General features: G+C 74.3%; 1 protein-coding gene. It reads right to left on the reverse strand.

From position 1 onward, the window contains the following. Window positions 1-55: 55 nt before the first annotated feature. Window positions 56-14,893 carry an SDR family NAD(P)-dependent oxidoreductase gene (locus FHU30_RS39915; RefSeq protein WP_253882907.1) on the reverse strand — a complete coding sequence of 4,946 codons (14,838 nt, stop codon included), beginning with the start codon at window positions 14,891-14,893 and terminating at the stop codon, window positions 56-58. Window position 14,894: the final 1 nt, after the last annotated feature.

The raw sequence follows: 14,894 nt of genomic DNA on the forward strand, positions 1-14,894 counted from the left end.
GGGTCTCGTCAGTCTCGGCGCGCGCCGGTGCGCGCGCCTGCTTGGGGGCGCGCGGCTACCGCGCGGACCTCGTGTCCAGCTCCTCGTCGAGGATGTCGAACAGCTCCGCGGCCGACGCCGACTCCAGGTCGGCCTCGTCGCCGGCGTCCGGACGGTGCGTCTCGGTCCACGCGGTGGTCAGCGCGCGCAGCCGTTCGGCAACGCGGTCGTAGTCGGACGGGTCGGGGGACGCCGCCTTGAGCGCGGCTTCCAGGCGGCTCAGTTCCGTCTCCAGCGCGGACCGTCCCGGGCCGGTCTCCTCGCCGAGCCGCTCGTCCAGTTCGGCGGCGATCGCGGCGGGGGTCGGGTGGTCGAAGACGAGCGTCGCGGGCAGTTTCAGGCCGGTCGCGCCGCGCAGCGCGTTGCGGAGTTCGACCGCGGTGAGCGAGTCGAAGCCGAGCTCCTGGAACGGACGGTCCGCGCGGATGGCGTCCGCGCCGTCATGTCCGAGGACGGACGCGACGTGCGTGCGCACGAGGTCGCGCAGGATCCGCTCGCGTTCGGCGGGGTCGGGCGCCGCCGCGAGCTTCCGGCGCAGCTCCGCGCCGCCGTCTCCGCTGCCGGACGCCGCTGCCGCCCGGTGTCGCGGCATCCGGATCAGTCCGCGGAGCAGCGCCGGAAGGTTGTCCTCGGCCGCCGCCCGCACGCGCAGGGCCGCGGCGTCGAGGCGGAACGGCGCGAGGGACGGTTCGCCCGTGCGGAGCGCATCGTCCAGCAGCGCCAGCCCTTCGTCCTGGGCGAGGGCGGGCAGGCCGAGGCGGCGCATGCGTTCCAGGTCGGCGGCGCTCAGCTCGCCCAGCCCCGTGTCGGCGGCCCACAGGCCGAAGGCCAGGGACGTCACCGGCAGGCCGAGGCCGTGCCGGCGGGCGGCGAGCGCGTCAAGGTAGACGTTCGCGGCGGCGTAGTTGCCCTGGCCGGCGGCGAGGACGAGCCCGCCGACCGAGGAGAACAGGACGAACGCGCGCAGGTCGCGGCCGGCGGTCAGCTCGTGCAGGTTCCACGCGCCGTCCACCTTGGGTCGCAGGACGCGTTCCAGGCTCTCCGGGGTGAGGCCGCCGACCAGCGCGTTGTCGACGACACCGGCCGCGTGCACGACCGTGTCGACCGGGTGCCGGTCCAGGACGGCGGCGAGCGCGGCCCGGTCGGTGACGTCGCAGGCCTCGACCGCCACGTCGGCGCCGAGGGAGGCGAGTTCCGCGCGGAGTTCGGCCGCGCCGGGCGCGTCCGCTCCCCTGCGGCTGGTCAGGACAAGCCGCCGCACGCCGTGGTCGGCGGCCAGGTGGCGGGCGACGATCGCGCCGAGCCCGCTCGTCCCGCCCGTGATCAGGACGGTCGCGTCGGGATGCCACGGCACGATCTCCGCGTCCACGGCCGCGGCGGGGACGCGGGTCAGGCGCGGAAGGTACGGCTCGCCCTCGCGGACGGCGATCTCCGGCTCGCCGGCCAGGACGATCGGCTTGGCGTCGGCGGTGTCCAGGTCGACCAGCGTGAAGCGGCCGGGGTTCTCGGCCTCGGCCGCCCGGACCAGGCCCCAGACCGGGGCGTGCGCCAGATCGACGTCCTCGCCCGAGACCGACACGGCCCGGCGGGTGACGACCGCGAGCCGTCCGTCGCCGTCCTCGGCGAGCCAGTCCTGAAGCCTCGCGAGAACCTGGGCGGTCAGAGCACGGACGGCTTCCGGCGTCTCACCGCCCGCCTGCGGCACGACGTACATTTCCGGCTCGGCCTCGCGCTCACCGGACGCCGCCGTCCACGTGACGCCGAACAGCGATTCGCGGTGCTCGCCGTCCTCGGGCTGGAGCTGCTCAATCGACACCGGACGCGACACGAGCGACGCCACGGACAGGACGGGCTCGCCCGAGCCGTCCGCGACGAGCAGCTCGACACCCTCGCCGTCGAGGCGGGCCATCCGGACGCGCAGCGCGCCGGCGCCCGCGCGGTGCAGCGTGACACCGTTCCAGGAGAACGGCAGGTGCGGGGCCTCGCCGTCGTTCTCCTCGATCAGGCCGCCGTGCATCGCCGCGTCGAGCAGCGCCGGGTGGACGCCGTACCGCTCGGGCTCGGCGCCCTCGGGCAGCGCGACCTCGGCGAACACCTCGTCGCCGCGACGCCACGCCGCACGCAGGCCCCGGAAAACCGGGCCGTAGTCGTAGCCGCGGGCGAGCAGCCTGTCGTAGGCGCCGTCCACGGGCAGCGGTGTCGCGCCGGGCGGCGGCCAGGCCGCCAGGTCGGACGCGCCGACCGGCGCGCTACCGGTCGCGATGCCGCCGGTCGCGTTCCGCACCCAGGCGTCGTCGCTGGGGCTGGAGTAGATCTCGATCGTGCGGGCGCCGGAGTCGTCCGGTCCGCCGACGACGACGCGGACGGCGACCGCGCCGCGCTCGGGGATGACCAGCGGCGCTTCGAGGGTCAGCTCGTCCACGGCGTCGCAGCCGACCTGCCGTGCCGCGCGCAGCGCCAGCTCGACCAGGCCCGTCCCGGGCAGCAGGACGGTGCCGAGGACGTCGTGGTCGGCGAGCCAGGGCTGCGCGTCGAGCGAGAGCCGCCCGGTGAACACCGCGCCGCCCGTGTCGGGGAGCAGGACCATCGCGCCGAGCAGCGGGTGCTCGATCGCGTCCAGCCCGGCCGAGCCGAGGTTCTCGGGGCCGGTCGTCCAGTACCGCCGATGCTCGAACGGATAGGTCGGGAGCAGGACGCGCTGGGCCCCGCGCCCGTCGAAGACGGCGTCCCAGTCGACCCGGACGCCGGCAGCGAAGAGCCGTCCGATGCCGGTGAACAGGCTCGCGGTCTCCAGCCGGTCGCGCCGGAGCGTGGCGGCCATCGTGCCTTCGATGGTCTGCGCCGCCATCGCGGTCAGCACGCCGTCCGGCCCGATCTCCAGGAAGCGCGTGACACCCTGGTGGGCGAGGTGCCGCACGTCGTCGGCGAACCGGACGGCGTCGCGGACGTGCCGCACCCAGTACTCGGGCGTCGTGACGTCCTTGGCGAGCGGGATGACCGGCTCGTTGTAGGCGACCGATTCGGCGACGGCTCGGAACTCGTCCAGCATCGGGTCCATGAGCGGCGAGTGGAAGGCGTGCGAGACGGTCAGGCGCGTCTGCTTGCGATCCGCGAACCGCTCGGCGAGGGCGAGCACCGCGTCCTCTTCGCCGGAGATGACCAGCGAGGACGGGCTGTTCACCGCCGCGATCCCGACACGCCCATCCAGCAGCGGAAGCACCTCGTCCTCGGTCGCCTGGAGAGCAACCATCGCTCCCCCGGCCGGGAGCGCCTGCATGAGGCGTCCGCGTGCCGTGATCAGGCGCGCCGCATCCTCTAGAGAGAACACCCCGGCGACGTGCGCAGCGGCCAGCTCACCGATCGAGTGTCCGGCCAAGAAGTCCGGACGAATCCCCCACGACTCGACCAGCCGGAACAGCGCGACCTCCAGCGCGAAGATCGCGGGCTGCGTGAACTCGGTCCGGTTCAGCCGGGCCTCGTCGCCCCAGATCACGTCCTTCAGCGGCAGGTCCAGAGCGTCGCAGACCTCATCGAACGCGGTCGCGAACGCCGGGAAGACCTCGTACAGCTCGCGGCCCATGCCGACGCGCTGGCTGCCCTGCCCGGTGAACAGGAACGCGAGCAGGCCAGGTCGGGCGACGTCGGTGACGGTCTCGCCGTCGACCATGACCGCGCGGTGTTCGAGGACGGCGCGTCCGGTGGCGGCGGAGTACGCGACGTCGAGCGCGTCGCCGTCCCGCGCCGCTTCGGCGAACCGCTCGACCTGGTGCTCCAGCGCCCCTGCCGAAGCGGCCGACATCACCAGCGGGACGGCCGGAAGGTCGTTCCGCTCGGCCGGAGCGCCCTCCGCCTCGGGCGCCTCCTCGATGATCACGTGCGCGTTGGTGCCGCTGATCCCGAAGGACGAGACGGCGGCGCGGCGCGGGCCCTCCCGGCGCGCCCACCCGCGCGCCTCGGTGAGCAGCTCGACCCGGCCGGACGACCAGTCGACCTGCGGGGTCGGCTCGTCCACGTGCAGGGTCTGCGGCAGGACGCCGTGCCGCAGCGACTCGATGATCTTGATAATCCCGGCGACTCCGGCTGCGGCCTGCGTGTGGCCGATGTTCGACTTGATCGAGCCGAGCCACAGCGGCTCGTCACGCTCCTGCCCGTAAGTCGCGAGCAGCGCTTGCGCCTCGATCGGGTCGCCGAGGGTCGTGCCCGTCCCGTGCGCTTCGACGGCATCCACGTCGGCGGGCGACAGGCCGGCGTTCGCGAGCGCCTGGAGGATAACGCGCTGCTGGGACGGCCCGTTCGGCGCGGTCAGCCCGTTCGACGCACCGTCCTGGTTGATCGCCGAGCCTCGGACGACCGCCAACACGGGATGCCCGTTGCGGCGCGCATCCGACAGGCGTTCGACGACGAGCATCCCGGCGCCCTCGCCCCAGCCCGTCCCGTCGGCGGACGCGGCGAACGACTTGCACCGGCCGTCCGCCGCGAGCCCCCGCTGCCGGGTGAACTCGATGAACGTCTCCGGCGTGGCCATCACGGTCACGCCTCCCGCGAGCGCCAGCGTGCACTCCCCCGACCGCAGTGCCTGGATCGCCCAGTGCAGCGCGACCAGCGAGGACGAGCACGCTGTGTCGACCGATACCGCCGGGCCTTCCAGGCCGAGCGTGTAGGCGACGCGGCCGGACACGATGCTGCCGTTACTGCCACCGCCGTAGTCGTGGTACATCACCCCGGCGAACACGCCGGTCGGGCTGCCCTTCAACGCGTGCGGGTCGATGCCGGCGCGTTCGAGCGCCTCCCAGGATGTCTCCAGCAGAAGCCGCTGCTGCGGGTCCATGTCGCGGGCCTCGCGCGGGCTGATCCCGAAGAACCCGGCGTCGAACTCGGCCGCGTCGTACAGGAACCCGCCCTGGTCGGTGAGGCTCTTGCCCGGCTCGACCTCCCAGCCCCGGTCGGACGGGAAGGAGGCGATGCCGTCCGAGCCGGACGCGACCAGGCGCCACAGGTCCTCGGGTGAGGTGACGCCGCCCGGGTAGCGGCAGGCCATCGCGACGATCGCGACGGGCTCGTCGTCCACCGGCGCGGACGCGGTGACGCGCGCCCGCACGGCCGACCCGGCGAGGGTGTCGCGGAGGTGGTCGGCGACGGCCCGCGCGGTCGGGAAGTCGAACACGAGCGTCGCGGGCAGCTTCAGCCCGGTGTCGGTGTTGAGCGCGTTGCGGAGTTCGACGGCGGTGAGCGAGTCGAAGCCGAGGTCCTTGAAGGCGCGGTCGGGTTCGACGGTGTCCACCGAGTCGTGCCCGAGGACGCCTGCGACCTGCGTGCGGACGAGGTCGAGCAGCGCACGGTCACGTCCGGCGGCGTCGAGCCCGGCGAGGCGGGTGAGCAGCGCCGATCCGCCACCGTCGCGCCGTGCCGGGACGCGCACCAGGCCGCGCAGCATCGCCGGGACGGTCCCGGACGCGGCGGCCTGCGCGCGCAGCGCCGCCAGGTCGAGCCGCACCGGGAGCAGCACAGCGGGATTGCCGGTCCGGACGGACGCGTCGAACGCCGCGAGCCCTTCCAGCACGGTCAGCGGCGGTGTGCCCGCGCGGGCGAGGCGGCGGACCTCCGTCTCGTCCAGACGGTCGGCCATGCCGCCCGCGTCCGACCACGCGCCCCAGGCCAGCGACCGGACGGGCAGACCGTGCGCGCGGCGGTGCTCGGCGAGCGCGTCGAGCCAGGCGTTCGCGGCCGCGTAGTTCGCCTGCCCGGCCGAGCCGACCGTCCCGGCGAGCGAGGAGAACAGCACGAACGCGCGCAGCTCGCGGCCGGCGGTGAGCTCGTGCAGATTCCACGCCGCGTCCACCTTCGGGCGGAACACGGTGTCCAGGCGCTCGGCGGTCAGGGACGCGACCATGCCATCGTCCAGGACGCCCGCCGCGTGCACGACGGAGTCGATCTCGTGCCGGTCGAGGAGCGCGGCGAGCGCGTCCCGGTCGGCGGCGTCGCACGCCTCGATGACGGCGTCCGCACCGAGCGCGGCCAGGTCTGCTTGCAACTCGGCGGCGCCGGGCGCAGCCGGGCCGCGGCGGCTGGTCAGGACCAGCCGCCGGACGCCGTGCGCCTCGGCCAGATGCCGCGCGGTGAGCGCGCCGAGGCCGCTGGTGCCGCCCGTGATGAGGACGCTGGTCCCCCAGTCGTGCGGCGCGTCACCGACCTCGGTCCTTGCCAGGCGCGGCACGCGGATCTCGCCGTCGCGGATCGCGATCTCGGGCTCGCCGGACGGCAGCTCCGCAGGGAGTTCGGCATCGGTGTCCACCAGGACGAACCGGCCGGGGCTCTCGGCCTCGGCCGCCCGGACCAGTCCCCAAGCAGTGGCGTGGGCGAGGTTCGAGCCGTCCAGCGCGCCGTTCGTGACGACCACGAGCTTCTCGTCGTCCGGCACGTTCTGGACGGCGGCGAGGACCGCTTCGGCGACCTTTCGGGCCGCGTCCGGGACGTTCTCCTCCGCAGCCGGGCAGTGCCAGACGCTCATCCCGTCAAGGGAGGCGAGATCGGCGGACGTCGCCGTCCACTCCACGCGGAACAGCTGGGTATCGGAGGAGCGCAGCTGCTCGGACGACACCGGCCGCGACACCAGCCCGCCGACCTGCAACACCGGCCGTCCGGCCTCGTCGGCGAGCCAGATCCCGGTGCCTTCGCCGGACGCCGGCGCGATCCGGACCCGCACCCGGGACACACCAGGCTTGTGCAGGACCACGTCGTTCCACGCGAACGGCAGCTCCGTTTCGCCGCTGCCGCCGTCGTCGTCCAGCAGGCCGGCGTGCATCGCCGCGTCGAGCAGCGCCGGGTGCACGCCGAACCGGCCCGCGTCCGTCCCCTCGGGCAGGACGACCTCGGCGAACACCTCGTCGCCGCGCCGCCAGGCGGCCTGGAGGCCCTGGAACACCGGGCCGTAGGCGTATCCGCGCTCGATCAGCGCCCCGTACGCGCCGTCCACGTCGATCGGGTCCGCGCCGGGTGGCGGCCAGGCCGCCAGGTCGAACGCCGGAGCGTCCGCGTGGGCGGCGAAGCGTCCGGTGGCGTTGCGGGTCCAGGGCTCGTCGGGGGTGCTCTCGTCGCGCGAGTAGATGGTGAACGTCCAGTCGCCGGTGTCGAGCACGACCTGGACGGCCACTCCGCCGCGCTCGGGCAGGACGAGCGGCGCCTGCAGCGTCAGCTCGTCCAGCGCCGCGGCCTCGATCTGCTCGCCCGCGCGCAGCGCGAGTTCGACCAGGCCGGTGCCGGGCAGCATGACGGTCCCGAGGACGTCATGGTCGGCGAGCCACGGATGCGTGTCCAGCCCGAGCCGTCCGGTAAGGACGAGCCCGTCCGAATCGGGCAGCGCGACGACGGCCTTCAGCAGCGGGTGATCAACGCCCTGCTGCCCGGCGCCGGACACGTCGCCCGCGCCCTTCGGCTCGGCCCAGTACCGGCGGCGCTGGAAGGGGTAGGTCGGAAGCTCGACGCGCCGCGCTCCCCGGTCTTGGAAAACGGCGTCCCAATCGACCGCGGCGCCAGCGGTGAAGATCCGTCCGACCCCGGTGAACAGCGCGGTGGTCTCGTCGCGGTCGCGCCGCAGCGTGGCGGCCATCGTGCCGTCGGCGGTCTGCTGCGCCATCGCCGCCAGGACGCCGTCCGGCCCGATCTCCAGGAAGCGGGTGACGCCCTCGTCCGCGACCCGCCGTACGTCGTCGGCAAACCGGACAGCCTCGCGCACGTGCCGCACCCAGTACTCAGGCGAGGCCACGTCCTTGACGAGCTTGATCCGCGGCTCGTTGTAGGTGACCGACTCTGCGACGGCCCGGAACTCGTCCAGCATCGGGTCCATCAGCGGCGAGTGGAACGCGTGCGAGACCGTAAGGCGGCTGGTCTTGCGGTCGGCGAACCGCGCGGCGACAGCGAGCACCGCGTCCTCTTCGCCGGAGATGACCAGCGAGGACGGGCTGTTCACAGCCGCGATCCCGACACGCCAGTCCAGCAGCGGAAGCACCTCGTCCTCGGTCGCCTGGATGGCGACCATCGCGCCACCCGCCGGGAGCGCCTGCATCAAGCGTCCGCGTGCCGTGATCAGGCGCGCCGCGTCCTCCAGGGAGAACACTCCAGCGACGTGTGCGGCGGCCAGCTCACCGATCGAGTGACCGACCAGGAAGTCCGGGCGAATCCCCCACGACTCGACCAGCCGGAACAGCGCCACTTCGAGAGTGAAGATCGCTGGCTGGGTGAACTCGGTCTGGTTCAGGCGTTCCTCGTCGTCCCAGATCACGTCCTTCAGCGGCAGATCGAGAGCGTCACAGACCTCGTCGAACGCGGACGCGAACAAGGGGAACGTCTCGTACAGTTCACGGCCCATGCCGACGCGCTGGCTGCCCTGCCCGGTGAACAGGAACGCGAGGCGCCCCTCGCCCACCGAGCCCGTGACGGTCTCCGAACCGACGAGCACCGCGCGATGCTCCAGCGCGGCGCGCCCGGTCGCCGCCGAATACGCGACGTCCAGCGGGTCAGCGTCCAGAGACGACAGCCGGGCGATCTGGATGTCCAGGGCCTCGCGCGTCTTCGCCGACGCGACCAGCGGGACGACCGGCAGCTCCCGGCGCTCTTCCGCCGGACGGGCCGCCTCCGCGGGCTGTTCCAGGATGACGTGCGCGTTCGTGCCGCTGATCCCGAAGGACGAGACGGCGGCGCGGCGCGGGCCGTCGTGCTCGGGCCAGTCGCGCGGTTCGAGCAGCAGCCGGACGGCCCCGGAGTCCCAGTCGACCTGCGGGGTCGGCTCGTCCACGTGCAGCGTCCGCGGGAGGACGCCGTGCCGCATCGCCTCGACCATCTTGATCACACCGGCGACACCGGCGGCGGCCTGCGTGTGCCCGAAGTTCGATTTCACCGACCCGAGCCACAAGGGCTGCTCGCGGTCGCGTCCGTAGGTGGCGAGCAGGGCCTGCGCCTCGATCGGGTCGCCGAGGGTCGTGCCCGTCCCGTGCGCTTCGACGGCGTCCACGTCGGCGGCCGACAGGCCGGCATTGGCGAGCGCGTGCCGGATGACACGCTGCTGGGACGGCCCGTTCGGCGCGGTCAGCCCGTTCGAGGCGCCGTCCTGGTTGATCGCGGAGCCGCGCACGACCGCCAGCACCGGATGCCCGTTGCGGCGCGCGTCCGACAGGCGCTCGACGACGAGCATGCCCGCGCCCTCGCCCCAGCCCGTCCCGTCCGTGGAGGACGAGAAGGACTTGCAGCGCCCGTCCGGGGAAAGGCCGCGCTGCTCGCTGAAGTCGACGAACGTGTCAGGCGTGGCCATTACGGTCACCCCGCCGACGAGCGCGAGCGAGCATTCGCCAGTTCGTAGCGCCTGCATGGCCCAATGCAGGGCGACCAGGGACGACGAGCACGCCGTGTCGACCGTCACCGCCGGGCCCTCCAGGCCGAGCGTGTAGGAGACGCGGCCCGAGACGATGCTCCCGGCCGCGTTCCCGCCGCCGTAGTCGTGGTACATCACGCCGGCGAACACGCCGGTCGGGCTGCCCTTCAGGCGGAGCGGATCGACCCCGGCGCGTTCGAGGGCCTCCCAGGAGACCTCCAGGAGGAGCCGCTGCTGCGGGTCCATGTCGCGGGCCTCACGCGGGCTGATGCCGAAGAAGGTCGCGTCGAACTCGGCGGCGTCGTGCAGGAAGCCGCCCGTCCGGACGTAGGTCTTGCCGGGCTTCCCGGGCTCGGGATCGTAGCGGCCCTCAACGTCCCAGCCGCGGTCGGACGGGAAGTCGGAAACGGCGTCCACGCCGCCTGCGACCAGGCGCCACAGGTCTTCGGGCGAGGCGACCCCTCCCGGGTACCGGCACGCCATCCCGACGATGACGATCGGGTCGGCGGCGTCGGCCACCGGCACCGCAGGCGCGACGGCAGAGACGGCGTCGCTCCCGGACAGCTCGTCCAGCAGGTATCGGGCAAGGTCGAGAGCGGTCGGGTAGTCGAAGACCAGGGTCGCGGGGAGCCGCAGGCCGGTGGCCGCCCCGAGCAGGTTCCGCAGTTCGATGGCGGTGAGCGAGTCGAAGCCGAGGTCGCGGAAGGCGCGGTCCGGCCCGACCGCCTCGGGCCCGGCGTGCCGCAGGACGGTCGCGGCCTGCGCGCGGACGAGGTCGAGCAGCTCGGCGGCGCGCTCGTCCTCGGGAAGCCCGGCGAGCCGCTGCCGCAGGGCCTCGGTCGCGGACGCCGAAGCGGCATCGACCGCGCGCCGGGCACGGCCCCGGACGAGCCCGCGCAGCATCGGCGGCGGCGCGTCGAACGACCCCGCGTCGAGCAGGACGGGCACCAGCGCGGGGTCGCCGACGCTTGCAGCGGTGTCGAGCAGCGCGAGGCCGTCCTCGCGGCTGAGGGCGCGCATTCCGGTCTGGGCCAGCCCATCGGCCATGCCGTCCCCGGCCCACGGGCCCCAGGCCAGCGACAGAGCGGGAAGCCTGGCCGCGTGCCGGTGCAGGGCGAGCGCGTCGAGGTAGGCGTTCGCCGCCGCGTAGTTGCCCTGGCCGGGCGCGTTCAGGACGCCCGCGACCGACGAGAACGTCACGAACGCGGTCAGGTCGTGGTCGCGGGTGAGCTCGTGCAGGTTCCACGCGGCGTCCACCTTCGGGCGGAACACCGCGTCCAGGCGGTCGGGCGTGAGCGCGGTGACCACGCCGTCGTCCAGGACGCCCGCCGCGTGCACGACGCCGCCGAGGGAACGCCCGTCGAGCAGGTGCGCGAGCGCGTCGCGGTCGGCGATGTCGCAGGCGGCGACCTCGACGTCCGCGCCGAGCCGGGTCAGCTCCTCGACCAGCTCGACCGCGCCGGGCGCGGCCATGCCGCGGCGGCTGGTGAGCAGCAGCCGCCAGACGCCGTGCGCGGTGACGAGGTGCCGGGCGACGGCCGCGCCGAGCGCGCCCGTCCCGCCGGTGATCAGGACGGTCCGGGACGCGTCCCAGACCGGTTCCGCCGAGCCGGCGGAGACCCGCGCGAGCCGCGGCACCTCCGCCACCCCGTCGCGAATCCGCAGTTCGGGCGCGTCGTACCGGAGCACGTCGGCGGACGCGTCCGGCGCATCAGCGAGGACGAACCGTCCGGGATGCTCGCCTTCGGCGGCACGCACCAGCCCCCAGACGGCCGCATGCCCGAGATCGGAGCCGTCCGTGGCCCCGTCAGTGACGACAACGAGCCGCGCATCGTGCTCCAGGACGTCCTGGACGGCGGCCAGTGCCGAAGCGACGACCTCCCGCACCGCCGCCGGACCGTCGCCGGTCGGGGCGCAGCGGTGGACCACCACCTCGCCGGACGGCGTAACCCCGCCCTCCGATGCCGGAACCCACTCGACTCGGAACAGCGCGTCCAGGTCACGGGCCAGCGCATCCGCAGTGACCGGACGCAGCGTCAGCGCCCCCACGGACGCGACCGGCCGTCCCGACGCGTCGGCCAGTTCCAGCGAGACCGTGTCGGATCCGCGCATCTGCAAGCGCACTCGCGCGGCCGTCGCGCCCGAGGCGTGCAGCACGACATCGGACCAGGCGAACGGCAGGACGGCCGCGTCCTCGTGCAGCAGGTCGAGCGCGTGCAGCGCCGAGTCGAGCAGCGCGGGATGCAGGCCGAACCGGTCACCGCCGACGCCTTCCGGCAGGGCGATCTCGGCGAACAGCTCCTCACCGCGCTGCCAGGCGGCACGCAACCCGTGGAACGCCGGCCCGTACGAGAGGCGGTCGTAAAGACCGTCCACTGGCAGAGCGGTGGCGTCGCGCGGCGGCCAAGTCTCCATCGCAACGCCGCTGGATGCGCCCTCGGGCGTCAGAACGCCTTCAGCGTGCAGAACCCATTCGCGGTCGAGGGGCGCGTCGTCCGCGCGGGAGTAGACGGCCACGGACCGGCGCCCGGACACGTCGGGCCCGCCGACCGCGACCTGCATCTGCACCCCACCGAGTTCGGGCAGGACGAGCGGCGCGTGCAGCGTGAGTTCCTCGACCCCGCCGCATCCGACCTCGTCGCCCGCGCGAACGGCCAGTTCCACGTACGCCGTGCCGGGCAGCAGCACCGAGCCGAGGACGGTGTGGTCGGCGAGCCAGGGGTGCGAGCCGGTCGAGAGGCGTCCGGTGAACACCACGCCGTCGGATCCGGGAAGCGGCACCATCGCGCCGAGCAGCGGGTGGTCGGGCCGATCCATCCCGGCGGCGGTGACGTCTCCGCTGCCGCCTCGCTTGTCGAGCCAGTAGCGGGCGCGCTGGAACGGGTAAGTCGGCAGGTCAACGCGCCGCGCGCCGCGTCCCTCGAAGATCCCGGCCCAGTCCACGGACAGGCCGGCGGCGTGCAGGCGGCCGATCGCGCTCAGCGCCGCCACGGGCTCGTCCTCGCGGCGCCGCAGCACCGGGACGAGCACGGCGGACTCGGCCGTCGTGGTCAAAGACTGCCGGGCCATGGCGGCGAGGACGCCGTCCGGGCCGACCTCGACGTACCGGGTGACGCCTTCGCGCTCCAGCTCGGTCACGGCGTCGGCGAAGCGGACCGTCCCGCGGACGTGCCGGACCCAGTGCTCCGGGTCGGTCACCTCGCCGTCCGCCACGACCGGGATGCCGGGCTCGGCGTAGGTGACGGACGCGGCGACGCGGCGGAAGTCGTCCAGCATCGGGTCCATGAGCGGCGAGTGGAACGCGTGCGAGACCGCGAGGCGGGTCGTCCGGCGGTCGGCGAAGCGCGCTGCGACGGCCTCGACCGCCTCGGACTCGCCCGACAGGACGACCGAGGGCGGGCCGTTCACGGCGGCGAGGTCCACGCCGTCGCCGAGCAGCGGGCGGACCTCGTCCTCGGACGCCTCGACCGCGATCATCGCGCCGCCGGGCGGCAGCGCGCCCATGAGCCGCCCGCGCGCGGCGACCAGCCGGGCCGCGTCGGCCAGGGAGAACACCCCGGCGACGTGCGCGGCGGCCAGCTCGCCGATCGAGTGGCCTGCGACGAAGTCCGGGCGGACGCCCCACGAGTCCAGCAGCCGGAACAGCGCGACTTCCAGCGCGAATATCGCGGGCTGGGTGGTCTCGGTCCGGTTCAGGGCGGCTTCGTCGCCCCACATCGCGTCCCGGACGGACGCGTCGAACAGCCCGCACACGTCGTCGAAGGCACGCGCGAAGACCGGGAACGCCTCGTACAGGCCGCGGCCCATGCCGAGCCGCTGGCTTCCCTGGCCGGTGAACAGGAACGCAGTCAGCCCGGTCGAACGCGCGGGGCCGTCCAGCGGCGCGGCGTCCGCCAGCACGTCCAGGCCGGTCAGGAGCTCGTCGCGCGTGCGGCCGACGACGAACGAGCGGTGGTCGAGCGCGGCGCGTCCGGTGGCGAGGGAGAACCCGGCGTCCACCGGCTCCACGTCGGTGCGGGCGCGCAGGAACGACCCGATCTGACGGGCCTGGGCGCGCAGGGCGTCCTCGGTGCGGGCGGCCAGCGGCAGCAGCACGGGCGCGGACGAAGCGGGACGTTCCCCCTCGTCCTCGCCGGCGGACGAGGCAGCCTGCTCGATGATGACGTGCGCGTTGGTGCCGCTGACGCCGAACGAGGAGATCCCGGCGCGGCGCGGGCGGCCGGCTTCCGGCCACGCGCGCGGCTCGGTGAGCAGCCGGACGTTCCCGGCGTCCCAGTCGGCCTGCGGGGTCGGCTCGTCCACGTGCAGGGTGGGCGGGAGGGCGCCGTGCCGGATCGCCTCGACCATCTTGATGATGCCCGCGACGCCGGCGGCGGCCTGGACGTGCCCGATGTTCGACTTGACCGACCCGAGCCACAGCGGCTCGGACCGGTCGCGCCCGTAGGTGGCCAGCAGCGCCTGGATCTCGATCGGGTCGCCGAGCGTCGTGCCGGTGCCGTGCCCCTCGACGGCGTCCACGTCGGCGGCGGTCAGCCCGGCCGAGGCGAGCGCCTGGCCGATGACGCGGCGCTGCGACGGCCCGTTCGGCGCGGTCAGCCCGTTGGACGCGCCGTCCTGGTTGACCGCCGAGCCGCGGACGACCGCCAGCACGCGGTGGCCGTTGCGGCGCGCGTCCGACAGCTTCTCCAGCAGCAGGACGCCCGCGCCCTCGCCCCAGCCCGTCCCGTCGGCGGACGCGGCGAACGAGCGGCACCGGCCGTCCGGCGACAGCCCGCGCTGCTCGCTGAACTCCACGAACGTCTCGGGCGTCGCCATGACGCTGACACCGCCGGCGAGCGCGAGCCCGCACTCCCCCGCGCGCAGCGCCTGGACCGCCCAGTGCAGCGCGACCAGCGACGACGAGCACGCGGTGTCGACCGTGACGGCCGGGCCTTCGAGCCCGAGGGTGTAGGCGACGCGGCCGGAGACCAGGCTGCCGTCGCTGCTGGTCACGCCGTAGTCGTGGTACATCGCGCCCGCGAACACGCCGGTGCGGGAGCCGCGCAGCGCGACCGGGTCGACACCCGCGCGCTCCATCGCCTCCCAGGCGATCTCCAGCATCAGCCGCTGCTGCGGGTCCATGGTCAGCGCCTCGCGCGGGCTGATCCCGAAAGCGGCCGGGTCGAAGTCGCCCGCCTCGTACAGGAAGCCGCCATCGCGGACGTAGCTCTTACCGGGCCTGCCCGGCTCCGGGTCGTACAGGGCGGACAGGTCCCAGCCGCGGTCGGCGGGGAACGGCCCGATCGCGTCGCGGCCGCCGGCGACCAGCGACCACAGCTCCTCGGGGGACGCCACGCCGCCGGGCAGCCGGCACGCCATCCCGATGATCGCGACCGGCTCGGCGGCCGCGTCGGCGGCGGCGCGCAGCCCGTCGTTGGTCCGGCGGAGCCGCTCGTTCTCCGCCAGCGAGCCGCGCAGCGCCTCGACGATCTCCTCGACCTTCGGTTCCACG

The organism is Actinomadura rupiterrae (assembly GCF_024172125.1).
Lineage (GTDB): Bacteria > Actinomycetota > Actinomycetes > Streptosporangiales > Streptosporangiaceae > Spirillospora > Spirillospora rupiterrae.